The organism is Glutamicibacter sp. FBE19 (genome assembly GCF_015524875.1).
Classification (GTDB): domain Bacteria; phylum Actinomycetota; class Actinomycetes; order Actinomycetales; family Micrococcaceae; genus Glutamicibacter; species Glutamicibacter halophytocola.
Genome location: NZ_JACKQN010000010.1, coordinates 19,556 through 44,574, shown reverse-complemented (window position 1 = coordinate 44,574; position 25,019 = coordinate 19,556). Strand labels below are relative to the sequence as shown.

26 protein-coding genes, 1 tRNA gene and 1 riboswitch are annotated in these 25,019 nt (G+C 60.0%); of the genes, 17 read left to right on the top strand and 10 right to left on the bottom strand.

Translation table 11 applies throughout. The features are described from left to right. Window positions 1-10 precede the first annotated feature (10 nt). On the top strand, window positions 11-895 hold the full coding sequence (locus H6F58_RS14615) for an ArgP/LysG family DNA-binding transcriptional regulator (RefSeq protein WP_186467992.1): 885 nt from the start codon (window positions 11-13) through the stop codon (window positions 893-895). 3 nt (window positions 896-898) lie between these two features. Next, a riboswitch (guanidine-III (ykkC-III) riboswitch) is annotated at window positions 899-966 on the top strand. Window positions 967-979: 13 nt separating this feature from the next. Beyond that, window positions 980-1,297, top strand: coding sequence for an SMR family transporter (locus tag H6F58_RS14610; protein ID WP_195182046.1), 318 nt, complete (start codon window positions 980-982; stop codon window positions 1,295-1,297). 52 nt (window positions 1,298-1,349) lie between these two features. On the opposite strand, the gene H6F58_RS14605 is transcribed toward H6F58_RS14610, so the two are convergent. Then, the gene (locus H6F58_RS14605; protein ID WP_060700149.1) at window positions 1,350-1,607 is read right to left on the bottom strand and encodes a cell division protein CrgA; all 258 of its coding nucleotides are present in this window, start codon (window positions 1,605-1,607) and stop codon (window positions 1,350-1,352) included. Window positions 1,608-1,827: 220 nt separating this feature from the next. On the opposite strand from H6F58_RS14605, the gene H6F58_RS14600 reads away from it, so the two are divergent. Genes H6F58_RS14600 through H6F58_RS14590 form a run of 3 tightly spaced genes read left to right on the top strand, consistent with a single transcriptional unit; the run spans window position 1,828 to window position 3,425 of the window. Further along, window positions 1,828-2,604: a class E sortase gene (locus H6F58_RS14600; protein ID WP_171919213.1), complete on the top strand. Its 777-nt coding sequence runs from the start codon at window positions 1,828-1,830 to the stop codon at window positions 2,602-2,604. A gap of 9 nt (window positions 2,605-2,613) precedes the next feature. Continuing rightward, window positions 2,614-2,784 (top strand): hypothetical protein, encoded by a 171-nt coding sequence (locus tag H6F58_RS14595; protein WP_022874476.1) that lies wholly within the window; start codon window positions 2,614-2,616, stop codon window positions 2,782-2,784. Further along, a complete protein-coding gene (locus tag H6F58_RS14590; protein ID WP_171919212.1) occupies window positions 2,781-3,425 on the top strand; it encodes a gamma-glutamyl-gamma-aminobutyrate hydrolase family protein in 645 nt (214 codons plus the stop codon). The genes H6F58_RS14595 and H6F58_RS14590 overlap by 4 nt, the downstream gene beginning before the upstream one ends. 11 nt (window positions 3,426-3,436) lie before the next feature. Here H6F58_RS14590 and pknB read toward each other — a convergent pair whose 3' ends face one another. From pknB to H6F58_RS14555, 7 genes are read right to left on the bottom strand one after another with little or no spacing between them, the layout of a single operon-like run. Beyond that, on the bottom strand, window positions 3,437-5,341 hold the full coding sequence (gene pknB, locus H6F58_RS14585) for a Stk1 family PASTA domain-containing Ser/Thr kinase (protein WP_146277206.1): 1,905 nt from the start codon (window positions 5,339-5,341) through the stop codon (window positions 3,437-3,439). Beyond that, window positions 5,338-7,152, bottom strand: a complete 1,815-nt coding sequence (locus H6F58_RS14580; protein ID WP_146277207.1) for a protein kinase — start codon at window positions 7,150-7,152, stop codon at window positions 5,338-5,340. Before H6F58_RS14580 ends, pknB begins: the two co-directional genes overlap by 4 nt. Then, window positions 7,149-8,603 (bottom strand): penicillin-binding transpeptidase domain-containing protein, encoded by a 1,455-nt coding sequence (locus H6F58_RS14575; RefSeq protein WP_146277210.1) that lies wholly within the window; start codon window positions 8,601-8,603, stop codon window positions 7,149-7,151. Before H6F58_RS14575 ends, H6F58_RS14580 begins: the two co-directional genes overlap by 4 nt. Next, complete coding sequence (locus H6F58_RS14570; protein WP_060700155.1) at window positions 8,600-9,997, bottom strand: FtsW/RodA/SpoVE family cell cycle protein; 1,398 nt, start codon at window positions 9,995-9,997, stop codon at window positions 8,600-8,602. The genes H6F58_RS14575 and H6F58_RS14570 overlap by 4 nt, the downstream gene beginning before the upstream one ends. Then, entirely contained in the window at window positions 9,994-11,394 is a 1,401-nt protein-coding gene (locus tag H6F58_RS14565) for a PP2C family serine/threonine-protein phosphatase (RefSeq protein WP_060700156.1), read from the bottom strand. The genes H6F58_RS14570 and H6F58_RS14565 overlap by 4 nt, the downstream gene beginning before the upstream one ends. A 3-nt stretch (window positions 11,395-11,397) precedes the next feature. Continuing rightward, the gene (locus tag H6F58_RS14560; protein WP_060700157.1) at window positions 11,398-11,877 is read right to left on the bottom strand and encodes an FHA domain-containing protein; all 480 of its coding nucleotides are present in this window, start codon (window positions 11,875-11,877) and stop codon (window positions 11,398-11,400) included. Continuing rightward, window positions 11,874-12,686 (bottom strand): DUF3662 and FHA domain-containing protein, encoded by an 813-nt coding sequence (locus H6F58_RS14555; protein WP_195182045.1) that lies wholly within the window; start codon window positions 12,684-12,686, stop codon window positions 11,874-11,876. The genes H6F58_RS14560 and H6F58_RS14555 overlap by 4 nt, the downstream gene beginning before the upstream one ends. Before the next feature lie 281 nt (window positions 12,687-12,967). Here H6F58_RS14555 and H6F58_RS14550 point away from each other — a divergent pair. Further along, window positions 12,968-13,051, top strand: a tRNA-Leu gene (locus H6F58_RS14550). 437 nt (window positions 13,052-13,488) lie between these two features. Continuing rightward, complete coding sequence (locus tag H6F58_RS14545; RefSeq protein ID WP_146277215.1) at window positions 13,489-14,025, top strand: YdeI/OmpD-associated family protein; 537 nt, start codon at window positions 13,489-13,491, stop codon at window positions 14,023-14,025. Window positions 14,026-14,048: 23 nt separating this feature from the next. Here the strand turns inward: H6F58_RS14545 and H6F58_RS14540 are convergent, their stop codons facing one another. Then, window positions 14,049-15,098: a LacI family DNA-binding transcriptional regulator gene (locus tag H6F58_RS14540; RefSeq protein WP_146277217.1), complete on the bottom strand. Its 1,050-nt coding sequence runs from the start codon at window positions 15,096-15,098 to the stop codon at window positions 14,049-14,051. 149 nt (window positions 15,099-15,247) lie between these two features. Between H6F58_RS14540 and H6F58_RS14535 the strand changes: the two genes are divergently transcribed. The 9 genes from H6F58_RS14535 (at window position 15,248) to H6F58_RS14495 (ending at window position 22,242) form a co-directional block, all read left to right on the top strand. Then, a complete protein-coding gene (locus H6F58_RS14535; RefSeq protein ID WP_060703232.1) occupies window positions 15,248-16,219 on the top strand; it encodes a nucleoside hydrolase in 972 nt (323 codons plus the stop codon). An 87-nt stretch (window positions 16,220-16,306) separates the two neighbouring features. Further along, complete coding sequence (locus tag H6F58_RS14530; protein ID WP_195182044.1) at window positions 16,307-17,014, top strand: dienelactone hydrolase family protein; 708 nt, start codon at window positions 16,307-16,309, stop codon at window positions 17,012-17,014. 49 nt (window positions 17,015-17,063) lie between these two features. Beyond that, window positions 17,064-17,495, top strand: coding sequence for a universal stress protein (locus tag H6F58_RS14525; protein WP_146277221.1), 432 nt, complete (start codon window positions 17,064-17,066; stop codon window positions 17,493-17,495). A gap of 85 nt (window positions 17,496-17,580) precedes the next feature. Then, window positions 17,581-18,327: a LysR family transcriptional regulator substrate-binding protein gene (locus H6F58_RS14520; protein WP_195182043.1), complete on the top strand. Its 747-nt coding sequence runs from the start codon at window positions 17,581-17,583 to the stop codon at window positions 18,325-18,327. A gap of 32 nt (window positions 18,328-18,359) precedes the next feature. Further along, complete coding sequence (locus tag H6F58_RS14515; RefSeq protein ID WP_195182042.1) at window positions 18,360-19,148, top strand: enoyl-CoA hydratase-related protein; 789 nt, start codon at window positions 18,360-18,362, stop codon at window positions 19,146-19,148. Window positions 19,149-19,150: 2 nt separating this feature from the next. After that, window positions 19,151-19,816 carry an alpha/beta fold hydrolase gene (locus H6F58_RS14510; protein ID WP_348536403.1) on the top strand — a complete coding sequence of 222 codons (666 nt, stop codon included), beginning with the start codon at window positions 19,151-19,153 and terminating at the stop codon, window positions 19,814-19,816. Between the two features lie 11 nt (window positions 19,817-19,827). Next, window positions 19,828-20,727: a PfkB family carbohydrate kinase gene (locus tag H6F58_RS14505; protein ID WP_195182040.1), complete on the top strand. Its 900-nt coding sequence runs from the start codon at window positions 19,828-19,830 to the stop codon at window positions 20,725-20,727. 1 nt (window position 20,728) lies between these two features. Next, window positions 20,729-21,523 (top strand): HAD family hydrolase, encoded by a 795-nt coding sequence (locus H6F58_RS14500; RefSeq protein ID WP_195182039.1) that lies wholly within the window; start codon window positions 20,729-20,731, stop codon window positions 21,521-21,523. After that, window positions 21,520-22,242, top strand: a complete 723-nt coding sequence (locus H6F58_RS14495) for a glycerophosphodiester phosphodiesterase family protein (RefSeq protein ID WP_195182038.1) — start codon at window positions 21,520-21,522, stop codon at window positions 22,240-22,242. Before H6F58_RS14500 ends, H6F58_RS14495 begins: the two co-directional genes overlap by 4 nt. A gap of 57 nt (window positions 22,243-22,299) precedes the next feature. Here the strand turns inward: H6F58_RS14495 and H6F58_RS14490 are convergent, their stop codons facing one another. Beyond that, window positions 22,300-23,307: a LacI family DNA-binding transcriptional regulator gene (locus H6F58_RS14490; RefSeq protein WP_146277228.1), complete on the bottom strand. Its 1,008-nt coding sequence runs from the start codon at window positions 23,305-23,307 to the stop codon at window positions 22,300-22,302. Window positions 23,308-23,597: 290 nt separating this feature from the next. On the opposite strand from H6F58_RS14490, the gene H6F58_RS14485 reads away from it, so the two are divergent. Further along, window positions 23,598-25,013, top strand: a complete 1,416-nt coding sequence (locus tag H6F58_RS14485) for a glycoside-pentoside-hexuronide (GPH):cation symporter (protein WP_146277230.1) — start codon at window positions 23,598-23,600, stop codon at window positions 25,011-25,013. Window positions 25,014-25,019 lie beyond the last annotated feature (6 nt).

Sequence of the window (25,019 nt, the reverse complement as noted above, 5' to 3'; positions counted from 1 at the left end):
AGTTCCTAATGTGAATATCGACGTTGAACATCTCGAGACCCTTCTGGCCATCGTTGATGCTGGAAGCTTTGAGGACGCATCCATAGATTTGGGGATTACTCCTTCTGCTGTCAGCCAGCGGATCAAGGCCCTTGAAAATCGAGTTGGCGCAATCCTTGTCGTCAGGAGCCGCCCAGTCGTTCCGACCGAACAGGGATATAAGGTGCTGCGCTACGCGCGGCAAATGTCGCTGCTCAGCGCAGAATTTGCCCGCGAACTGTCGGCAGGCAAACCTCTGTCCATAGCCCTCGGAGTTAATTCCGACTCGCTTTCCACATGGTTTGGCCCGATCTTCGAAGAGCTTGCCGAGATTGACGATTTATCGATAGAGATTCTTCGCGCCGATGAAAACAGGGGACTGGAACTTCTGCGCACCGGTCGAGTCAGCGCAGTAGTCACAGCAACGGCCGAAGCCCTGCAAGGATGTGTCAGCAAAAAACTCGGCGCTATGCGCTATCGGGCAGCAGCTTCACCGCGCATCATCGACCGGTATCTGTCCCAAAGAGCACCCGAGCAACTAGTGAAAACCCCAATGGTGGTTTTTGACCGCGAGGACCCGCTGCAATATGCCATGCTCGAGCGGGCCGCTGGTGCAGGAAGCCGTCCAACGGCCGCGGTGCACCATATTCCGGATTCTCTAAAATATGTCAGCGCCATCGAAGCGGGCATGGGATGGGGGATGATTCCGGAATTGCAGTTGCCGCAGGCTGCCGGGGTCCAGGTACTACACGAGCAATGGTTCGCGGATGTTCCCCTGTATTTACAGCGTTGGGCCGTTGACTCCGACTTGCTCAACAAGATCGATGGCATCTTGGTCACTGCGGCCCGTCATAGCGGCCTGCATTTGATAGCCTGAGCTTGTTGCAGGCCATGAATGCCTGAACCCGGACGAGGGAGCCGTACCCGGAGCGCGACAAGACGGCCAGAGGGGAAATCTGGCATGTACTGGGCCGTACTTATAATTTCTGGCGTTTTTGAGGCCGTATGGGCTGTCGCCTTGGGGATGAGCGAGGGTCTCTCAAAGGTCGTTCCCACCATCATCTTCGTTGCTGGGCTGATCATATCCATGGCCGGTCTGGCCTACGCGATGAAGGAAATTCCGGTGGGTACCGCCTATGCGATATGGGTGGGAATCGGAGCCTCGCTCGCAGTGATCTACTCCTTGGCCACGGGCCAAGAAGCTTTCTCGCTTCTGAAGGCGGTCTTCATCCTGGGGCTTGTTGGCTGCGTTATTGGCCTCAAGGCCGTTAGCCACTAGGGAAAAATCCCTTAAATAAAATTCGCCGGCCCCGAAGGGGCCGGCGAACGTGCTATTTCCAGCCTGTTGTCATGAAGAATCCGACCATCGCGATGCCGAAGCCGATTACGATGTTCCAGCCGCCAATGTTGGGGATTGGAAATAGGGTCTGGGAAATGTAGTAGACGATGATCCAGAGCAGGCCTATGAGCATGAGGCCAAACATGACCGGCTTGTACCAGCCCGGCATTGGCTTATCGATAGCGTGGGCGCTTTGGCGCTCGGCTCGGGCCTGCGTTGTGTTCTTGCGTCGTGGTTTTGACTCCGGCACTCGAATGCTCCCTCGGCTTCATCTGCTTAATGTAGTAAATGTGGGAGACATTAACGTCTTCCCGGTAGGCTTGGGTACAAGAATGCTGAGAACTGCTTGCTGCATTCCTACGTAGCTTCCATACTAGCCGCAACCCGTGAGAACTCCGGGTTTTGGCCCGCATCAGCACGCGTGCAGTGACAGATCGTTATATACGAATGCCCTAAGGAGCTTGAGAGCTGTGAACAGATCCGCCACAGTGCAAGGCCGACGCATGGAACGCCGGCCTCGGTCTGCGGGAAACGTTGTTGTTGGATTCCTTGGCGAGCTGTTCATTACCTTGGGCATCATCTTGATGCTCTACGTAGCGTGGGAACTGTGGTGGACCAATATCGACTCCGCCCAAGCGCAGCAGCAGGCAACCCAGGGGCTGGTGCAGGAACTCGGCGATGTCGTGATCCCTGATTCTGAAGAGCCGGCGGACGATGAAAAAGACTACGGTCCAGCACCTGTGACAAAAATTGCGCCGGGGGAGACCTTCGGGATCATGTACTTCCCGCGTTTTGGCAGCCATGGATCGCATCACCCCGTGACCGACGGCGTTGAGGATCGGGTGATCGACAATCTGGGCATTGGGCATTACCCGTCAACCCAGCAGCCAGGAGAGCTGGGCAACTTTGCGGTTGCCGCCCACCGCCAAACCCACGGACAGGTTTTCTGGGACATCGACAAGCTCCAAAAGGGCGACAAGATCTATCTGCAAACGGCCGAAGGGTATTACACCTACACCTGGTATGCCACTGAGATCGTCGCTCCTTCCAACGGCGATGTACTCCTGCCGACCCCGCATCAATGGGGAGTACAGCCAACTAAATCGATCCTGACCATGACCACCTGCCACCCGAAGTACACAACCCAGCAGCGGATGATCGCATACTCCGAGCTGACGGATTGGCGGCCTTTGGATGCCGGCCCGCCCAAGGAAATCCGCGACATGGTTATCGACGCAACGAGCTAGGAGGAATAAATGTACGCCTGGATTTTCAGAAACCTTCCCGGCCCCCTGTGGCTTCGCATTTTTGAAGCATTGATTCTCATTGCCGCCATCGTGCTATTACTGATGGTGTACGTTTTCCCTTGGCTGAACCAGTACATCAGCCCCTTTACCGATTCAACGATTGGCCAGAGTACCTCGTGAGCAGCACCAAGATTTTAGTGATCGACAATTACGACAGCTTTGTCTATACCCTCGTGGGCTATCTCCAGGAATTGGGCGCCGAGACCACTGTTCATCGCAACGATGACTTGACCGTCCAGGAAGCCATCGAGCTGGCTTCCGAATACGACGGTGTATTGATTTCACCTGGCCCCGGGGATCCCGCCGGCGCCGGTGTCAGCATTGATCTGATCAAGTGGTGTGGACAGCAGAGCAAGCCGATGCTGGGCGTCTGCCTTGGGCACCAGGCGTTGGCCGAGGCCTATGGCGGAACGGTGACCCATGCCGAAGAACTGATGCATGGCAAGACCTCGCTGGTTAATCACGAGAATCACCCGGTGTTCAACAACGTTGCCAATCCGTTCACCGCGACCCGGTACCATTCCTTGGCCGCAGTGCGCGAGAGCATCCCGGAAGAGCTGGAAATCATCGCCCAGACGGCTGGGGGAGTCATCATGGCCCTGGCCCACCGGGAAGCTCCGCTGTGGGGCTTGCAGTACCACCCGGAGTCGGTCTTGACCGAGCAGGGGTATCAGATGCTGGGCAACTGGTTGGAATTCCTGGGCTTGCAGGGGGCCGCCGCGAAGGCAGCCACCCTGAGCCCGCTTTTTAGCGGCGAATAAGCGACCGCTGATTAATTGCCCTCACCGGGTTTGGCCGGTGGGGGCAATTTCCCTTGCTGCGTCTCGCTCGGCGATGGCGAAGCAGTCCCGCTCGGTGATTCGCTTTCTGAATCATCCGAATTTTCGCTCTCGGACGGGCTGGGAGTCGGGGTCTCAGACGGAGTTGGCTCCGGTACGGGAATTGCCACGGAGATCTTTACCAGGTCCCCTGGAGCAGCTTCCTCGGAAGCCTCCGGCGACTGCGTGAACAGCGTTCCCTCTTCATAGTCATTGGTTTCGACCTCGACGAACTGGGCCTTGAGTCCAACATCTTCTGCTTCAAGCGCCTTCTGGGCTTCGTCCCGGCTCATTCCAGAGACATCGGGAACTTGCACCTTTCCGGTCGAGAGGATCAGGTCAACCTCGGAACCTGCTTTGACCTTGGCGCCAAGCTCAGGGCTGGTGCCAATGACCCAGTCGGTTGGAATGGTTGCCGAATTCTCGCGGGTGACCTCACCGACTTCGAGTCCTGCTTGGCGCAAGGCATCTCGAGCGGCCGTCTCGGACTGATTGGCGAGGTCCTTGGGAATAGTCCGCTGTTCCGAACCCTCCGAGATGTACAAAGTCACTGTGGATTCCTTGGCCAATTGGGTGCCAGAGGAAGGATCGGTGCGCGTGGCCTTGTCCTCATCCACGTCTTCATTGAACTCGCGCTCAACGCGCACGTTGAAGGTCGCATCGCGCAGCAGGCTGCTGGCGTCGTCCTCGGACATGTTCTTGACATCGGGAATGGCTACCGGTGCACGCTTTTCGGCATCGGCCTGGATTGAGCGAATCACCAGGAAGCTGGCAATCGCCACAGCAAGCAGGGCGACCAGCGACAGCAGGACAATCAGGCCGCGGTTGGTCCGATGGCGTGTGGTTTCCACCGGTTCATCGTGGGTCGTGAAGACCGGATGCTCTGTGGTCATGGGTGCCGCCTGGGCAGCAAAACCAGATTCGGTGGAGTCGTGATTTCCATAGATTGGCAAGGTGTAGGTTGCCGGCGTGGACTGGTCCTCATGGAATTCGATCCCGTTCAGGGCGTTCTCCAAGGCCGCTGCGAAGGCGCCAGCGGACTGGAAGCGGTCGTCGCGTTCCTTGGAGAGCACCTTGGCCACTATCGGGTCGTAGATCGGATCCACGTCCTGCGCGACCTCGCTCGGGGCCGGTGGGATCTCGCCGACGTGCTGGTAGGCCACGGAGACCGGAGAATCCCCGGTGAACGGCGGCCTGCCGGTCATCAGCTCGTAAAACAGGCATCCGGCCGAGTAGATATCGGAACGGAAATCCACCTGCTCGCCACGGGCTTGCTCGGGGGAGAAGTACTGCGCGGTGCCCACCACGGCGGCGGTCTGCGTCATCGTGGCGGAGTTGTCCAGCGCCCTGGCGATGCCGAAGTCCATCAGCTTCACATGCCCGGCGTCGCTGACCATGACATTCGCAGGCTTTACATCGCGGTGCACCACATTATTCGCGTGCGAATGATCCAGTGCCTCGCACACGCCGCGGGTGACTTTTACGGCAAATTCGGCGTCAATGGCGTCCTGTGAAATGACCTGCTTGAGGGTTTTCCCGGTGACATACTCCATGACCATGAAGGGCAGGCGCTCGTGCTGCTGTTCGGCAGCTGGAAGCTCGCCGGTGTCGTACACGGCAACGATATTCGGATGGCTTAGCGCCGCGACTGCCTTCGCCTCGCGCCGGAAGCGGTTGACCACCATGGGATTGCTGGCCGTGTCCGGGCGCAGCACCTTGACTGCGACCTTGCGCGAAAGCACATGGTCCAGTGCCAGGTAGACATCGGCCATGCCACCGCGGCCGATGAGCGATTCAATCTCATATCGGTCGCTGATCATCCGCGGCAAGCCAGGGGGCAACTCTTCAACTTCGCTCATGGTGCTGTGCTCTGGTCCGATTCCGTGGCGGTCGGCGAGGCGGTAGGTGTTGCCGTTGGGGTTGCGGACTCTTCAGGCTTGTCTTCCGGGCCGGTGGAGAGGTCCAGGGTGACGGTGGTGCCAGGCTCTACTTCGCTGCCTGCCGATACGTCTTGGGACAGGACGGTGCCGGCAACCGAGGAATCGCTGCGTTCCTCGCCCTTTGCGGCAGCCAGGCCGGCATCCTGGATCCGCTTCTGGGCAGCTTCGAAGCTCATGCCGGTGACCTTGGGAACCTCGACAGTTTCCGGAGCCATGGCGTAGGTGACGGTGACGGTTTCGCCGACTTCGACGTTGCCCGTCGGGTTCAGCGAGATCACTTCGCGCGGATCGGCCTGATCGGTTACCTGCGGCACCGCATCAACCTTCAGGCCCTGGCTCTCAAGCTGCTGGGTGACCGTGTCGATATCCTGGCCGATCAGCGAGGAGGAGACCTGGACATACTCAGGGCTCTCGCTTGCGCTTTCCGAGGGGGACTGCGAAGTTTCGGACGCCGCGGTGGTCTCCTCGGAGGGCTCGGTCGTCTCCTCGGTCGGTTCGGTGGACTCCGCAGATTCGGAGCTGCTTTCGGTCACCGTCGCAGTTGGCCGATCGTCGTTGTTGCTGCTCATGGCAGGAATCAACCAGGCCAGCAGCGCAATGACTGCAGCCAAGGCGATAATCACGATCAATGGGATCAGCCAGGGGCTCCGCTTGGATTCCTGCGGTGCAGGATCCTGGGCGTCGGCATCCTCGTCGTCAAAGCCGGTGGCGCCCTGATTGCTGGCCGCGGAGAAACCGCTGGCGGCAGCCGCAGGTTCGACAACGGTCGGCATGGCATTGGTCATCGTGGGGGCAGAATCCTGGCGGGTCATGGCGCGGGTGGCGTCGTCATCCAGGTTCAGCGCCTGCGTCGCGTCCTCGGATATGCCGGTGGCGAGCATGCCCGGAACCGCCAGGGTGGCGGTGTTGGTATCTCCGGCGCGCAGGGCGTCGGCGGCCTTGGCCAGTGCGGTGGCGTCCTTTGGTCGATCCGCAGGGTTCTTGGCCAGCATCGACATGATCAGCTGGCGCACCGGAGCCGGGATGGTGTCCGGCAGGGCGGGGGGAGCGTCGTTGACCTGTGCCAGGGCGATGGCGATCTGCGATTCACCGGTGAACGGACGTCGCCCGGCCAGGCATTCGTAGCCGATGACGCCCAGGGCGTAGATATCGGAGCTGCCGGTCGCGTTCTGCCCGGTCGCCTGCTCAGGAGCCAGGTATTGGGCGGTGCCCATCACCTGTCCTGTGGCGGTCAAAGGCACCTGGTCGGCCAGGCGGGCGATGCCGAAGTCGGTAATCTTCACAACCCCCGACGGCATGACCAGGATATTGCCCGGCTTCACGTCGCGGTGGACCAGGCCATGCTCGTGGGCTGCAGCCAGCGCTCGAGCGGTCTGGGCGATCAGCGAGAGGGTGCGGTCGACTTCGAGCTTGCGTTCACGCTCGATGATGGTGGACAGCGGCGGGCCGGGAACTAGTTCCATGACCAGGTAGGCAGAGCCTTGCTCTTCGCCGTAGTCGAAGACGCCAGCGATGCCCGGGTGGTTGAGCAGGGCGGTGTGGCGGGCCTCAACGCGGAATCGCGTCAAGAAGCTCTCGTTGTCGGTGTATTCCTCCTTGAGGATCTTGATCGCCACGAGGCGCCCAAGGACCTGGTCGCGAGCTTTCCAAACTTCGCCCATGCCACCGATCGCAATGCGGTCGGTCAGCTTGTAACGACCGCCCAAGGTGGTGCCGGTTACTGGCCTCACTTGTTGAACACCGCCTTTAACATCGTCTTCATCAGTGCACCGGTCGTGTTGTGACCAGTGTTGTAATCTACGTCTTGCAAGGTGACCGTAATGGCCACCTGTGGGTCATCTGCCGGGGCAAAGCCGGTCATCCACGAGTTCACATGGTTTGATTCGCCGCCGAGCTGAGCCGTACCGGTTTTCGCACGGAAGTCCACACCCGGAACAGCGGCATTCATGGCCGTGCCGTTCTTCACCGGGCCTTCCATCAGGCCGGCGAGCTGCTCGGCGATCTCCGGGCTGGTGGCCGTGGAGAACTTCTCTGGCTTCGGCTCTTCGATCACCCGAAGATCCGGGGCGATGACCTTGTCGATCATGTTCGGCTTCATGATCACGCCCTTGTTGGCGATGGCCATGGCAGCCATATTCATCTGCAACGGGGTGACCTGGTTATTGCCCTGGCCAATAGCCATACGGGCCAATTCAGCGGCATCGGCTTCGGCTGTCGGGAACTTGCTTGGCACCACGTTCTGCGGGATGCTCAGCTGCTGGCCATAGCCGAAGCGCTCGGCCACATCAGCGAACTCTTCCTTGCCCACGGTCTGGCTGATCTCCATGAATGGAGTGTTGCAGCTCTGGGCAAAGATGAAGGCAAGGCGAGCACGTGGTTCACGGGCGCAGATGCCTTCGCCAAAGTTATTCATCGGTGTGCTGGAGTTCGGGTAGTTCACCGAGGTCGGATTGTTGATCACGGTGTCCAGGTCGTACTTGCCGGATTCCAGGGCGGCGACGGTGCTGAGGATCTTGAAGGAAGAGCCAGGGAAGCTCAGGTTGTTGATGGCCGGGTTCCGATACGGGCTCAGGCCGTCAATATCGCTGACCTTCTTGAGGTTCTGCGCCGCCTTGGACGTCGAATGAACCGCCAAGTCGTTGGTGTCGTAGCTCGGCTTGGAAGCCATTGCCAGGATGTCGCCGGTCTTCGGATCGGTGACGATAATGGTTGCCTTCACGCCATCGGGGATGGCATTGAAGGCGGTCTTCTGCAGCGCGCCATCGATGGTCAGCTCTACCGAGGCGCCTTCGGACTTCTTGCCGGTGAACATCGCCAGCAAGCGGTCATAGAGCAGATCCGAGCTGGTTCCGGTCAGCCAATCGTTGAGCGAAGACTCCAGCTGGGTGGTGCCGTTGGCCAGCGAGTAGTAGCCGGTCAGGTGGGCGTAGGCCTCGGCGTCGTTGTACACGCGCTGGTATTCGAATTGCCCATCGTCGGTAGGCACCGACTCGGCGATCGGCTTGCCGTCAACCAGGATGGCGCCGCGAGGCAAATCGAATTCGCGGTACAGCTGGCGCTTGTTCAGCGCGTTGTCCGTGAGCTGGTCGGCGTCGAAGAACTGGATGTAGCTCAAACCGCCAAGGCAGATGACAAAGAGCAGGGTCAGTGCAACCCATACTCGCTTAATGGCCTGATTCACTTGCTCTTCACCACCTTGGTGCTGGTCGTTGGGGCTTTGCTGGGTGTTGCAATTTCATCGGTAGGTCCTGAGACGCCGGACTTCGGCCGGCGTGAATTGTGCGAAATCAAGAGCAGGAGGGCGATGATGATCCAGTTGGCCAGCAGTGAAGATCCGCCGGCCGCCATGAATGGCGTGGCCAGGCCGGTCAGTGGAATCAGTCGGGTGACGCCACCGATGATGACTACACACTGCAGTCCCAGGGTGAAGGACAGGCCGGCGGCCAGCAGCTTGCCGAAGGTGTCGCGGGAACCGAGGGCTGCACGCAGGCCGCGGGAAACCAGCAACATGTACAGCAGGATAATTGCGGTTACGCCGATCAGGCCGATTTCTTCGCCGAAGGAGGCGATGATCATGTCCGAATTGGCTAGCGGCACCCGGTAGGGGGAGCCGGCGCCCAGACCGGTGCCGAATAGTCCGCCATCGGCCATGCCGAACAGGCCTTCGACGATCTGCATGCTTCCGCCGGTGGCCTGGTAGATGGTCGGGTCGAAGGCGTTGAGCCAGACATCAAGGCGCCGGGTCACGTGGCTCATGGTCAAGCCAGCGACAATGCCACCGGCGACAACCATGAGCATGCCGATCAATACCCAGGAGATGCGGGCGGTAGCCACGTACACCATCACGATGAACAGGCCGAAGAACAAGATCGCTGATCCCAGGTCGCGCTGAACCACCAGAACACCGATGGACAGCAGCCAAGCGATGACCATTGGCGCCATATCCCGCAGGCGAGGCAGCTGCAGCGGTCCGAATTTACGCCCGGCCAGCAGGATCAGGTCACGGTTCGAGGAGAGGTATCCGGCGAAAAAAACCGACAGCGAGATCTTCGCGAGCTCGCCAGGCTGCAACGAGAACATCCCCATGCGGATCCAAATGCGGGCACCGTTGATGGTGACGCCCAAGCCTGGAATCAGCGGCAGCAAGAGCAGAACGATGGATAACAGGAGAGCTATATAAGTGAATCGGCGCAGGATCCTGTGGTCTTTGATGACCCAGAGGACTGCCGCGGCGATGACGATGGCGATAGCCGTCCAAAGTAGTTGCCTAGCCGATTGGGACGTACCTTTGGCCAGGTCAATACGGTGAATCATGGATAGCCCGAGGCAATTCAAGGCTACCGTGATCGGAAGTATTACCGGATCGGCATATTTAGCGAAGATGCGCAGCAGCACGTGAACGGACAGGGCGAGCACCGCCATGATGCTCATCTGGATATAGAAGTCGGTGTTGTCGACATCCTCGGTGGTGCTACCCACCAGGAAGAACGCCGCACTGCCGACGCAGAGGGCCAAGACAAGCAGCAGCAGCTCGAGATTGCGCCGTGGTACCGGAGCGGTTTGCACTTCGGTCATTGCATGATCTCCTGACAGTAGGCTGGCAGCTGGGTTTGTTTGCTACTTGGTGAATCTTTTGATCCGGGAACAGTTACCGGACAATTCTGCTTCGCGGTGACCAGCAGTTCCTGGATGATCATTTGGGCATGCTCGCGGTTATCCGCCGAAATCGTCGCTTCCACTCGCTGGCGCGAGTAATCCGGCAGCGATTCCAGCGGAACCTTGCTCACGGTATCGACCTCGGAAAGCGAAATCGGTCCAAGCTCCTGCGGAACACCCTTGTAGATGGCGACCTTGTTATCCACGGTGCCAACAAAGTATTGGGTTTGCGTCCACATGTAGCCCCAGACGGCCAGGGCCACCACGAGGAAGGCTGCCAGGGTGAGCAGGATCGGCATCATCCAGCGGCGGTGAGCGGTGGGGCTCTCCAGCGGATCAAGTATCTGGCCAGCAGCCGGTGAACGGTGGGTGAGCAGGGCAGCTGCGCGGCGTTCGCCGGTGTGCTGGGTGACCACCGGAATCTGGCCAGTCTGCGTGGCGAGTTGCGCCGCTCCGACCAGCAGGTGTGGACGCTGTGAAATCTCGTGGCGAAGCAGCGAGGCGCTGGCTTCGACATCGCCCTCAGCGGCAATGGCCAGCTGGGCGGTGTCCGGGGCCGGTTCCTGCACGGAAGGCTCGCTGAACTCGTCAGCGGTATCCTCGACGACTTCGAACATCACGACCGTGACATTATCCGGCGCGCCATTTTTCAAGGTGATGGCTACCAGGTCATTCACGGCTTCATCCATGTCCGCGGTATTGCGGATGATCTGCTCAATGATGGGCAGCGGAACAGCGTCGGTGAGGCCATCGGAACACAGCATCCAGCGTTCGCCGGGCTCGGCGTCAATTTGCTGGACATCGAGTTCGGGCGAGGCATCCGAGTCACCGAGTACGCGCAGCAGCACGTTCTTATGCGGATGGACTTCGGCTTCTGCCGGCTTGATTCGTCCTTCATCAACCAGGCGCTGCACGAACGTGTGGTCGCGGCTGATCTGTTCAAAGTTGCCGTGCTTGAGCCGGTAGGCCCGCGAGTCGCCGATGTGGGCCATGTGCAAGGTCCTGCCGGAAAGCAGCAGGGATGTCACGGTGGTGCCCATGCCCGAAAGCTTCGGATTGGCACCCACGAGTTCGTTCAAAACCAGATTTGCGGCCTGGATTTCATCGGGCAGGGCGTTTTGCGGATCGGCGATGTCTGCATGATCCAGATGCACCAGATCCAAGACGGTGGACGCGGAAGCAACGTCACCACCGACATGTCCACCCATGCCATCTGCGAGCACGGCCAGGTATTCACCGGCGTAGGCGGAATCGTCGTTTTTCTTGCGAATCCGTCCAACGTCAGACTTCGCGGCAAATTTGAGTTTGAGGGCCATAGGCTAGGACTTCAATTCCAGGACTGTCTTCCCGATGCGGATCCGCTGGCCTGGCTCAACTGGTTGCGCGCGAGTGAGCTGGCTGTCTCCGACAAAGGTTCCGTTGGTGGAGCCCAAATCCTCGATGAACCAGCGTGATCCCTGTGGGAAGAGCCGAGCGTGGCGTCCGGAGGCGTAGTCGTCATCCAGCACCACAGTGGCGTCCTGCGCGCGGCCGAACATGATCGGCTGACCGCTCAGCGGGATGCTGTTGCCGGCCAAGGGGCCTTCGACAATAGCCAGGGAAGTTGCAGCCTTGCGCGCCGGAGCTTCTGGTTCTGCCAGCTCTGGGTTCTTTTTCAGTTCCCGTGCGCTGGGCTTGCCGGTGCGGGCTCGTGATCCGACAGCCAAATCACGGCGCATCGATCCGACAACGCTCAAGACGAGCAGCCAGATGAGTACCAGGAAGCCCAGTCGAAACAGGGTTAGAACCAGGTCGTTCATACGCGGCCTCCGTTAGTCGAGGTGATAAGCCGAAAGACTATTTTTGTCTGTCCGATGGTGATGACCGATCCGTCAAAAATAGGGGTTTCGGCAGAAATCTTCTTGCCGTCTACGTAGGTTCCGTTGGTTGAACCCAAATCGGAGACCACAAAGTTCGTCTTGCCGCGCGTCTCAACGCGGATGTGCTGTCGTGAAACGCCTGAGTCATCTACCGGGATATCGGTGCTCGCCGAACGGCCCAAAACAACCGAGTGGTGATTCAGTGCGAAACGCTGTCCCGCGACCTCGAGGATGGCCTGCTTCTGGGTTGGCGCTTTGGGGATCTCGTTGATTGGCCTCACGTTGGGGCGTGGCTGCGCGACGGTGCGCGGTGACGCCTGTTCAACGGGCTTGGCCATGGGCGTCTTCACCGGTGCCGAAGCAACAACGTGGGAACTGGTCTCCTTGACGGAGCTGTTGATTTCCATTTCGCCAGGCTTGAAGTCCTGCTTGGAGACAAAGTGGATCATGACATCGCCCTGAACCGAGTAGTCCTGGCTGGTGGCGTGTTCCGCGGTGACCTTGGCCATTTCATTGACGACAGCTCGTCCCCAGCTTTTAGCGGTTTCGAAGTCCTTGGTGCTCAACGAGACGACAAAGTCGTTCGGAGCAAGGCTGCGCCCTTCGCTGATCGGCAGAATCCCGCGGTCCATTTCATTGCGCAGAGCGGTAGTCAGTTCAACTGGCTTGAGGTCTGCGGTGCTGGTTCCACGAAAGAAGCTTGTGACGACCTTCTCTAAGCCGCGTTCGACATTGTCGAGAAAGCCCATTATTCGTGCTCCTTCCTTAAGGGTCCATCGTTTGTCTTAGTGTCCCGCATTCATGCTGAAAAGCAGTGAACACAGAACTTCATATTCGATCTTACTGTTTTCAGCTGTGGAAATGCCGAAAAATCCTTGGATGGTCCACGCTGAGAGGTCTCAACGATACAGAGGTCAGGTGGTAAAGCCTGTGTCTCTGGCCACATAAGCGGGTATCGATTAGGTGAACTGAAAATGTGTGTGTAAGCTATTTCTTGTTGCAAAAGCACGAAGCAACAAAAACTAGATATGCGCGAGTGGCGGAATTGGTAGACGCGCTGGCTTCAGGTGCCAGTGATCGCAAGGTCGTGGGGGTTCAAGTCCCCCCTCGCGCACAAAATGAAAATAACCTCTGAAATGAACGAAAGTTCAGATCAGAGGTTATTTTTTTCATTGCCCTAAGCCGTTCGGCATCGTTCTGATAACAATTTCCGACGGCGAGCCGCAAACTTCGTGACGGCCGCCTTCCATCGAGGTTCCACCGAGTAATCCATCGTGAATCGCCCCGCGTTCGAACGCGGGCGCTGCGACCTCGAAAAGTTGCCTGGGTGATTCCGCTCTCGGCCAAGGGCTCGGCAACCTTTTGAGCTCTTGCAGCCAAGGCTTCGATGGCCTTTTCAAGGCTTGGGGATCGTTTGCGGCTTGGCCTGTGCCGCCACCGGTTGCCGGCAAGGCAAGCTTCGGATCCCCGCTTATGCCGTGCGTCCTGTGCCCGTGCCAGAATTCGGCGGCTGGACTAGACTTCCAATGACGAATTGAAAGGTAGTGCATCGTGGCAGCGTCCAAAGAACCATTCGACATTCGCGGAACTCTTGATCTGGTCAACGGGCATCGGATCCTTCGCCTTGAACAAGAATCCAGCGACCTGCTCTCGAGCAGGGGCCAAGTGGCTGTCGATCTTCTCGGGGACTTTGCCGGGAGCACCGTAGTGATTGATCCCGATGGGCGTCGCGGACACTGGCTGGATCTCGAAGCGGATCAAGCGCCAGCACTCGAGGGCGAACCGGGGCAGCAATTCCAGTTAACAGTCCGGCCAAGTTCCAGCTGGCCCGAAACCACGGTGCCCTCCGACCTCGCCGAAGCCCTGGAGGAGGCCAGCGACCTGGATGCGACTTGGGTTGGATTGACCCCGATGGCTCGGTGGGAATGGGTTCGCTGGGTGGGCTCCACCAAGAATCCCGATACTCGACAGCGTCGCGTTGAGGTCAGCATCTCCAAGCTGCGCGATGGCAAGCGCCGTCCTTGCTGTTTTGACCTGTCCTCGTGCACCAACCCGGAACTGGCCAAGAGCGGGAAGCTCGTCGAGTAATTCGGCCCAGCAGCGGTCGGGGGCTAGTGATCCCCATCGATCACAGTGGAACCGCGTACGACCAGGGAACTGGGCAGCATGCTCTGCAGCGGTTCCGGGCTCTTGCCCTCGAGCAGGGAGCGCAGCTTCAGGGCCGCCAAGCGCCCGCCTTCCTGGGCGTTGAGCTGCACCGAGGTAATGGCGGGGTTGGACGTGGCCGAGTAGGGCAGGTCGTCAAAGCCTGCCACGGCCAGCTGCTGCGGGATGCGAATCTGAAGCGTGCGGGCAGCGTGGAGCACGCCGAAGGCGTGGTTGTCGGTGGCGCAACCCAGCGCGGTGACCCCAGCTTTTTTCCATGATGGCCAGTGCTCGCTGAAAGCGGCGGATGCGGCGGTGACATCGATCATGGAGCTGGCGACCGAGCTGGGCAGGACCTCGATGCCGAAGTCGCCAGCTGCCTGGAGGAATGCTTCCCGGCGCACCGCGAGCGTCTCCGTTCCGGTGATTGCATCCAAGTACGCGGCCCGGGTGTGCCCCTGCGCAGCAAAATGCGCCACCACATCGCGGGCTCCTTGGGCCACATCCATATTGACGGCCGGGAATTTCGCGCTGATGCCGGGGGCATCAAGGACTACCATGGGCAGGTTCCCGCCAATTTCCTCAAGGAATTCCTGGCTCGGCGCGTGCACCAGCAAACCGGCCGGACGCAGGCCCAGTATCTTGCGGGTTTCGCTGGCGCTGGGGGAGACGCCGGCATCGGTGACCGAGAGCATCAGCTGGTAGTCGCTGGCCAGCACGGAGCGAACACCGGCAATGACCTTGGCGAAGAACGGGTTGGAAATATCCGGGGCCACCAAGACAACCAGGGAGCTGACGCCCTTGGCCAGTGAACTGCCAATGCTGTCGACAACGTAGCCGAGTTCGCGGATGGCCTCGCGCACGCGCTGCTCATTCTTGGCGGAGACTCGTCCGGAGGATTTTCCGTTGGCGACCAGGGAGACCGTTGCCGTGGACACACCTGCATGCGCTGCCACCATGGCTGCGGTGACCCGGCGTGGTTCGCGGTGATTTCCGGTCTTCTCAGCAATCGTCATGGCTCCATCGTAGTCGCACATCCGCCGGGCCAACTCACAAGTTAAGCGCTTGACGCAACTCGGAGAACAGGAAAGAATTGCCTAGGATGAAGTACTTCGCATCGTGATCAATGACCGGCCGCCCGCCGGCGGAAAACAAGGAGGGCACCATGGCCCAGGACAGTCCAACGCCCCGCAAGATCATTCTGGACTGCGATCCAGGGCATGATGATGCGGTTGCCATGATCCTGGCCCATGGAAGCCCCGCCATTGACTTGCTGGCCGTCACCACCGTCGCAGGAAACCAAACCCTGGAGAAGGTCACCGCCAACGCGCTCGCCGTGGGAACCATCGCCGGCATTAGCGGGATCCCTTTTGCCGCCGGCTGTGCCCGGCCGCTGGTGCGCGAGGTGGAAACCGCCGCCGCGGTCCATGGCGACTCCGGCATGGACGGACCGGAGCAACCGGAATCCACCATTGAACTGGACTCCCGCCACGCGGTGGACGTCATCATCGATCTGGTCATGAGCCACGAACCAGGAGAGATCACCCTGGTTCCCACCGGGGCGCTGACCAACATTGCGCTCGCCGTGCGCAAGGAACCGCGGATCGTCTCCCGCGTGCGCGAAGTGGTGCTGATGGGCGGCGGCTACCACACCGGCAATTGGAGCGCCGTGGCCGAATTCAATATCAAGGTGGATCCGGAAGCCGCGCATATCGTCTTCAACGAAGACTGGCCGGTGGTCATGGTTGGACTGGATCTGACCCACCAGGCGCTGGCCACCGCCGAGGTCGTGCAGAGCATCGAGAAGATCGGTACCGGCCCGGCGAAATTCGTGCGCGAGCTGATGGACTTCTTCGCCCGGGCCTACCGCGACCACCAGGGCTTTGACGCCCCGCCGGTCCACGATCCCTGCGCGGTGGCCTACGTGATCGACCCGCAGATCGTGCGCACCGTGAAGGCGCCAGTCAACGTGGAACTCCGCGGGGATCTGACCCTGGGAATGACGGTCACCGACTTCCGCGCTCCAGCCGGTGAACAGTGCAACACCTCGGTGGCCGTGGACCTGGACCACGACGGGTTCTGGGGTCTTGTGACCGACGCGCTGCAGCGCATCGGCGAAGTCACACCCGGGAAGTAGAACAACTTCTGGCTAATGTGGGGCACATCAATGCCAATTAGGCCCAGACCTGCATAAACTGGGATCACACGAAGATCAGGAGGCGTAATGGCAGGAAAAACCCCGCACCAGAACGTGACGTTCCCATCCTCGGGTGCGCAAGCACACGGCTACCTGGCGGTGCCTGACTCCGGAAAAGGCCCCGGGGTCATCGTGATCCAGGAATGGTGGGGCCTGACCGACCACATCCGGGATATCGCCGACCGCCTCGCGGCTCTCGGCTTTTTAGCCCTCGCGCCGGATCTTTACGGCGGATCCATCACCCACGACGGTGAAGAAGCAGGGCAGATGATGGCCGATCTTCCCGAAGCGAAGGGTGCCCAGCTCCTGGCTGGAGCCGTGGATTACCTGCTGGCCAACGAGCATGTCACCAGCGAGAAGCTCGGCGTGATCGGATTCTGCATGGGTGGCGGATTCGTCTTGCAGCTTGCCGCGCAGCAGGGCGAAAAAATCGCGGCGGCCGTTCCGTTCTACGGTGTCGGCCAAGGCGTGCCCAATGATTTCTCCGGAATCCGTGCCGATATCCAGGGCCACTACGCCAACTTTGATGAAATGTACCCGCCTGAGCAGGCCCGCGCCCAGGAGGAGCAAATCCGCAAGCAATCCGGCGCCAACGTGAAGTACTACTTCTACGACGCCAAGCATGCCTTCCACAATGACGAAAATACCGCCGGAAATTACGACCCTGAGCAGGCAGTTATCGCTTGGGAACGCGCCGTCGGCTTTTTACAGGATAAAGTGGCCTCAAGGCCATAAAGTGTTATACATCACTTAATAGCATCACTTACTAAATAAGGAGAGCAATATGTCAGAAACCATCATCGTAGGTGTCGACGGTTCGGAAACCGCACAGCGCGCAGCTCGCCGTGCCGCGGAACTGGCACTGAAGATCGACGCTGAATTGGTGGTCGTCACCGCTCACGCCTCGGACAACACCGAAGTCGTTTCCATCGGTTCCGACACCTGGATCCTGGACGACGCAGAGCAGGCTCGCAAGCTGGCCCAGCGTGTTGCCAATGACGTGAAGAACAGCGTCCCAGGCGTGAAGATCACCGCCGCTGCAGGCCACGGAAAGCCAGGCGACGTGCTGATCTCCGACGCCGAGGACCGCAAGGCCTCGATGATTGTCGTCGGTAACGTTGGCATGAAGGGCCTGGGCCGCGTGCTCGGTTCCGTAGCTTCCTCGGTAGCCCACTCGGCACCATGCGACGTACTGGTTGTGAAGACCGACAAGTAAGCCAAAGCGCTTGCGCTGACACGGCGGGTACCGTTCATCGGTGCCCGCCTGCAGCATTTAACCCCGCACAGCGTAGGCTTAACCCGTGCAAACTCTTCGAATCGCCTACGCCACCGGCGTCACCCCCGGCAAATGGATGGATCGCTTCAAGGAGCGCTATCCGAAGGTCGAGCTGCAAGCTTGGCGCCAAGATGACGGCGAGATTCTTGATCTGCTGGCCGAGGATCGGGCCGACGCCGTGTTCGTGCGCTACCGCGGGGAATCACCCAAGGACCAAACCCGCCACGTGATCCCGCTCTACGAGGAACTCGAGGTGGTCTGCGCGGCCAAGGACCACGAGGCCGAATACTACGACGAATCCATCCCCGCCGAGGTGGTCGCGGGCTTCGCGCAGCTGGACCTCGCCGACTATCCCGAAGAGGTGGGCGGCATCGGCGTTGCCATGGAAGTGGTGGCCTCCGGCGCCCAGGTCCTGCGCGTGCCACAGAGCATTGCCCGCCTTTTTGCCCGCAAGGATGTCATTTCCCGCTTTGTAGAGGGCGGCACTCCAACGCAGGTGGGCATCGCGTGGCCTGCAGCCATGGAAGACACTGCGCTGCTCGAGGAATTCATCGGGATCGTGCGCGGGCGCAGCGCCAACTCCTCCCGCCAGGCTTCGGTGCGCAACCACGAGCAGAAGGCCAAGCGCGTCAACGACAAGGCGAAGTTCGAAGCCAAGGCCAAATCCCTAGCGGCCGCCAAGCGGCAAAAGGAGCTGGCCAAGAAGCAGGCGCGCAGCAACGGCGGCAAACCAGGCAAACCCGGCGGATCCAAGGGGCGAAAGAAACGCTAGAACCGGCCCGCGGGCATGGGTAGAGTGAAGCCATGAAGCAATTCGATACGCTCGCACTGTCCTCACGTGGCCCAGCCTTGATCCTGACCATCAACCAGCCGAAGTCGCTCAATGCCTTGGCCCAGGAGGTCGTCAACGACCTGGAAGCCTTTGTCGACTGGTTCGAAACCACCGGATTCGAGTACCGCGGCGTGATCATCACCGGTGCCGGGGAGAAGTCCTTTGTAGCCGGGGCGAATATCGTGCAGATGAACGCCATGGACGCACAACAGGCCCTGGCCTACGGGCGCCAAATGCATTCGGTGACCGAGCGCCTGGAATCCCTGCAGGTTCCGGTGATCGCCGCAGTCAACGGCTTTGCCCTCGGCGGCGGCTGCGAAATCGCTCTGGCGTGCGACTTCATCTACGCCTCGGAGAACGCCAGCTTTGGCCAGCCGGAAGTCAACCTGGGCCTGGTGCCCGGCTTTGGCGGATCCGTGCGTCTTCCGCGCCGGGTCGGCAATGCCATGGCCCGCGAGCTGATCTTCACCGGGCGCCGGATCAAGTCCGCCGAAGCACTGCGCATCGGCCTGGCCAACCGGGTGGTGCCGGCCGGCGAACTGATCGACCAGGCCGTGGCCGCCATTGAAGAGATCGCCGCTGTTTCGCCCACCGCGGTGGCCAACGCCAAATCCGCGCTGGTGGCGATGGATGCACTGAACACCCACGATGCCCTGCTGGTTGAAGCGGACTCCTTCCAGCGGGCCTTCACCACCAATGATTCGTTGGAGGGCCGGGCCGCCTTCGTTGAAAAGCGATCACCGAACTTCCCTGGCAACTAGTGATGCACTACGGGGCGCACCCTGACCAGCACCTGCAGTTTTTCGACCCCGGGCAGAGCACGGCTGCCGGTGCGGTGATGATCATCCATGGCGGGTACTGGCGCGAGAAATACACGGCGGAACTGGGAGTTCCGCTGGCCCAGGACCTGGCCGCCCGGGGGATACCGGCCTACAACCTGGAATACCGGCGGGGGCCCGGCCGCGCGGCGGCGATGCTCGCCGATGCCCGCCTGGCCTTGGGGCTGGTCAAGGAGGAAGGGCCGATTACGCTGATCGGCCACTCGGCCGGGGCCCAGCTGGCCTGCGTGCTGGCTGCCAATGATTCGCGCGTCACCCAGGTCATCAGCCAGGCCGGGTTGCTGGATCTGGACTATGCTCGCAAGCTGGCGCTCAGCGACTCGGCGGTGGACCTGCTGCTGGATGGCGCACCGCTGGCCACCTACAACCCGGTGGAATTATGGCCGATGCCCGCCCGTGTCGTAATCTTTCATGGTCGGGACGATGCCGACGTTCCTTCGAGAATTGCCCGGCGCGCAGTCCAGAAGGCGGCGGCACTCGGACAGGACTACCGCTTCGCGATGTTCCAGGGCGATCATTACACTTGGATTGACCCGCGCAGCAGCCAATGGGCCGCCTGCGTGCGCGCCCTGTCACCCCTGCACTATTAATAAGGAGCAGCATGAACCCGACCGTGATCGGTGAAGCCCTCGTTGACGTCCTGGCCTCGGGCATCGCCCCGGCCCAGGAATTTGTTGGCGGCAGCCCGCTGAACGTCGCGGTATCACTGGCCCGCCTGGGCTACCCCGGAACCTTGATCTCACGGTGGGGCGCCGATGACAAGGGCCGGAAAATCGAGGAATACCTCAAGAGCAACAACGTCAAATACCTCGGCGGGGCCGACGAAGAGGCGACGGTCATCGCCCACGGCATCCTTGATCCCGCCGGCGGCGCGGCCTTCGCCTTCAACGCCTACTGGCAGATGCCGACCATCGGACCGGAACTGCCGCAGGATGTCGAGCTGGTGCATACCGGCTCTATCGCCACCTTGTTCAGTCCCGAGGAGCTGCTGCCGCTGCTGTCTGCAGCCCGCACCCACGCAACCATCAGCTATGACCCGAACCTGCGCCCGTCCCTGGTGACCAATCATGCCCAGACCGTGGCCGAGGTGGAACGCTTCGTCGGCCAGGCCGATGTCGTACGGGTTTCGGGCATCGACCTGAAGTGGATGTACCCGATGCGCTCGGTCCAGGAGTCGGCCCGTGCCTGGCTGGATATGGGGCCGGCCATTGTCGTCTCCACCGCCGGATCGCGTGGTTCCTGGGGCGTGGTGCGCGCCGGGGATGCCGAGTTCATTGCGCCCTCCGTAGAAGTCACCGACACGGTGGGCGCCGGTGACACCTTTACCGCGGCCCTGCTGTGCTGGCTTGCCGAGCACGGCATGATTGGTGCTGCCCACCGCAAAAAGCTTGGCCAGCTGCAGATCAGCGAACTTTCCCAAGCCCTTGAATTTGCGGCCAAAGCGGCTGCCGTGACCGTTCAGCGGGCCGGCGCCAACCCGCCGCGGCGCGAGGAGCTCTAGGGTGATCAAGCTGATCGCCTCAGACCTGGACGGGACCATCGTCGCCCCCGACGGCAAGATTTCTCCACGCACCCGGCAGGCCTTCTTGGATGCCCGGAAGGCCGGGATCCAGATCGTTTTCGTGACCGGCAGGCCCTTTCGCTGGCTGACACCGATCATCGAATCATTTGGCGGTCTGGGGACCGTGATCTGTTCCAACGGCGCGGTGCTCTACGACCTGGAACATGACGAGGTGATCTGGTCCCGGACGCTGAGCGCAGCCAAGGCCCGGGAAGCGGCCGCGATTATTTCGCAGATCGAACCCGAGGCGGCCTTTGCCGCTGAAACCACCAAGGGCCTGCATCTTGGTGAGGGCTTTGCCGATCGCCATCATAATTTTGGTGTGCAGGACGTGCTGGACCTGTCTTCGGATGCCATTGACCAAGAAGGCATCGTTAAATTCCTTGCCCGCTCCCAGCACCTGCCCATTGACGACTTCTATGCCGCAGTGAGGCCCCAGCTCAGCCACCTGGTTTCCATCACCCACTCCGCCTTTGACGTGTCCCTGCTGGAGATGGCCCACGTGGACATCCACAAGGCCAGAACCCTGAACGAATACTGCCAGCGCCTGGACATCGACCCGTCTGAAGTCATGGCTTTCGGGGATATGCCCAACGACATCCAAATGCTCGAATTTGCCGGCCACGGCTACGCCATGGCCTCGGGGCATCCCACGACGCTGGCAACCGCCCGCTATTGCGCACCGCCATTGGCTGAAGACGGTGTCGCCCAAGTCATCGAGGACTTATTGAAATGACCTACGCATTCACGCACCGCGGGGTGCGCCGGTCCGATGAAGAGAATACGCTCCTTGCCTTCCAGCGCGCAGTGGAACTGGGAGTGACCCATTTGGAATCCGATGTGCATGCCTCGGCCGATGGCACCGTCTACCTGTTCCACGATGAGACGCTGGATCGGATTACCGATGCCACCGGCAAATTTGGCGAGCGCACCGATGAAGAGCTCGCGCAGATCACCGCCGGGGGAGAACCGCTGTGCACGCTGGATGAACTGCTGGATGCTGTTCCGCAAGCGCGGATCGTGAACCTCGATGTCAAAGACGAGCAAGTCATTGGCCCGCTGGCCGAGTTGATTGAACGGCGCGGAGCACATCAGCAAATCGCTCTGGCCTCATTCTCCAGCGCGCGCAGCCACGCGGTGTCCCACCTGCTCTCGGCCCCCATCCGGCGCTCGCCGGGGCAACGTGAAATCATCCTGATTTGGCTCTGCGCCCACCTTTTCGGCTGGGTTCCCCAGAGGCTGGTTAAAGGCTTCTGGGCGGTGCAGGTGCCGTTTAAGCAGGCTTGGCTGCCCGTGGCTACGCGTCGCTTCACCAAAGCCGTGCAGCGCGCTGGTGCGCAGGTGCACGTTTGGGTGATTAACGATGAGCCAACCATGAAGCTGCTCGTTGACCAGAATGTCGATGCCATCATGAGCGATGACGCGCAGCTGCTAATGAAGGTGCTTGGATCCTGACGCAGCGGATGAAAACGGTTTCATGCGTTTCGCGAAAATTGAGCGGCTGGGTTCGATCTACTGCGCGACGAGCGGCGAGCCCAGGCGCCGCGAAGTCTCGCGGAAGATGAACTGGGTTGGCAGCCGCGCAGGCACTTGTGGTGCGTTAGCTCCATGGCGCAGCAGGGCATCCAGGTAGTCCATGGCCAAGACCCCGGAATCATTGCGCGGAACGTGCACGGTGGAAAGCGCGGGAGAAGACATCGAAGAAAACTCGATGTCGTCGTAGCCGACAACCGTCAAATTCTCCGGCACGTTGACCCCGAACTGGGTCAGCTGGTTGATGAGCCCTAAAGCCATGACATCGTTGTAGACCATGACGGCGGTAACAGAGGACAAGAGGACCTGCTGGGCAGCACTGCGTCCCCCATCAAAAGTGGGTTCAAACCTGCCGATAGATACTTCTTCCAGCCCAGCTTCAGCCAATAGCTCGGAAGCGGCCTGCTGTCGAATCAGGCAGGAATAGCTGGTTTCCGGGCCTGCAACGTAGCCAATGCGGTGGTGCCCCAGCGCCTTGAGGTGCGCGACCTCCTGGGCAATTCCACTGCGGTTGTCGATGGTAACTGCCGGAACTTCGGGGATTTCGCGGTTGATCATCACCAGGGGGTATCGACTGGAGATTTCAATGAGCTTTCCATCGGACATCCGTGGCGAGCATAGGACGAGGCCATCAACCTGGCGGGCCAGATTTTCCGTCAGTTCAGGTTCATGCTGCACGTCTTCGCCTGTATCCACGAGCAGGGCGGAATAGCCAAGCTGCTCTGCCTTGCGCTGAACCGATCTCACGATTGTCGGGAAGAACGGGTTCGTCAGGTCGGGTACTACGATGCCGATATTTCCAGTGAGCCCTGTGATCAGCGAACGCGCGGCCGCATTAGGCCGATAATTCATCTCCTTGGCGAGTGCCAAGATCCTGTCGCGGGTGACCGATTCGACCTTTTCCGGGTGCACAAAAGTCCGGGACACCGTTGCCGGCGATACTCCGGCAGCCTTGGCAACGTCCCTAATGGTCATTGATTTTGACATCGATGTGTCCTCCCAACCCTTTGGTTGAAAGTCTAGCTGTTTAGCGAAGATTACGTTTTCTCCCTTGTTTATTCGGTGTGGGCTTGGTCTCACGCTGTAATGCGGGTTACATTAATGTGAACGTTTTCATCATGAATGCAAAATTGCCCTGCATGGGTGGTTCTACGCATTCAGGCACCGATTTCACCTCCCGCAGGGTGACGCTTGCCGATATGAAATCAGCAACGTCGCTAATTCAGGCAGGCGTTTTTGACAGAACCCGCATTGCGCGTAGAAAAAGGATTACTTGAATGGCAGGCTACCTCACCGCGACTCAACGGGGAGCCGACCTCAAAGAGGGACGGCTCTCGCTCAAGGAGAAGATCTCCTATGGAATGGGAGACCTCGGCAACGGTTTCATGTTTGACCTGGGCCAGGCCTATCTTCTGAAGTTCTACACCGATGTCGCTGGACTGCCCGCGGCAGCGGCGGCAACGGTCTTCGTCGTCACCAAGCTTTTTGATGCGTTCATGGACCCGTTGGCTGGCACGGCCATCGATGGCCGGCGCAAAGTCGGGCGTTCTGGACGATTCAGGGGAGTGATGTTCTATTCCTCCATTGCCCTGGCGGTCCTGACCATCTTCACGTTCTTGACGCCAGGCATGTCCGAGGGCATCAACCTCGTTTACGCCTACGCGTCCTACATGGCGTGGGGCGTGCTGTATTCCTTCACGAATATCCCCTATGGATCCCTGGCTTCGGTCATGACGCAGGAACCTGTCGAACGAGCCAAGCTAGCCTCGTTCCGCCAGGCGGGATCGGTGTCGGCGCTGCTGATTACAGGTGTGGCTTTCATGCCAATTGTGCTGGCCTTTGACTCCGAACGAGTTGGCTACGCCTTCGCCGCCGGGGCTATGGCTGTCACCGGTGTTCTTTGCTTCTTCGCCACGTTCCGCGGCACGAATGAAAATGTTCCCGTGGTGCGATCCGCTGAAAAGCTCACGCTCAAGGGATTTGCCGGTGCCATCGTTGGAAATCGGCCGTTGCTGACGATTATTCTGATGACCATATTCTCGATTTCCGCTTACAACGTGAAGACATCGATGATCGTGTACTTCACGCAGTACTACCTTGGCGATGTCACTTTGCTTCCCTTCGTCAACGTCATCAGCATCGGCTCATCGATTATAGGCATTCTCTTGATTCCCGTATTGACTAGGTTCATTGGGAAGAAGAACACTGCCTTGCTTGGATTCGGCCTGGCGATCGTCGCAGATGCATTGAATTTCATCTTGCCAACCACCCCGATTCTGTTCACGATCCTTTTCAGCTTGTCGTTCATCGGAGTTGCGTTGCCTAACGGGATCACCTGGGCCATGGTTTGCGACGTCATTGATTTTGGGCATTGGAAGAATGGGGCCCGTCGAGAAGGCATCACCTATTCGATGTTCAACTTCTCGAGAAAGATTGCCCAGTCGGTTGCGGGTGGTTTGGCTGGATTCGGATTAAGCGCTATCGGGTATGTCCCGAATGCCGCTCAGAGCGAAGCTGCGCTGTCTGGAATGAAAGTCTTGCAGACCCTATACCCATGCCTGGCGTTGCTTGTTGCCGCGGCAGTGCTGTACTTCTTGTACCCGCTTACCGACCGGCGGATGAAGGCCATTACCGAAGAAACCAGGGATCGGGAGCTGGCTGCGGGAGCCAGCAGCGACGACTTCAGCAGGTAACTGATC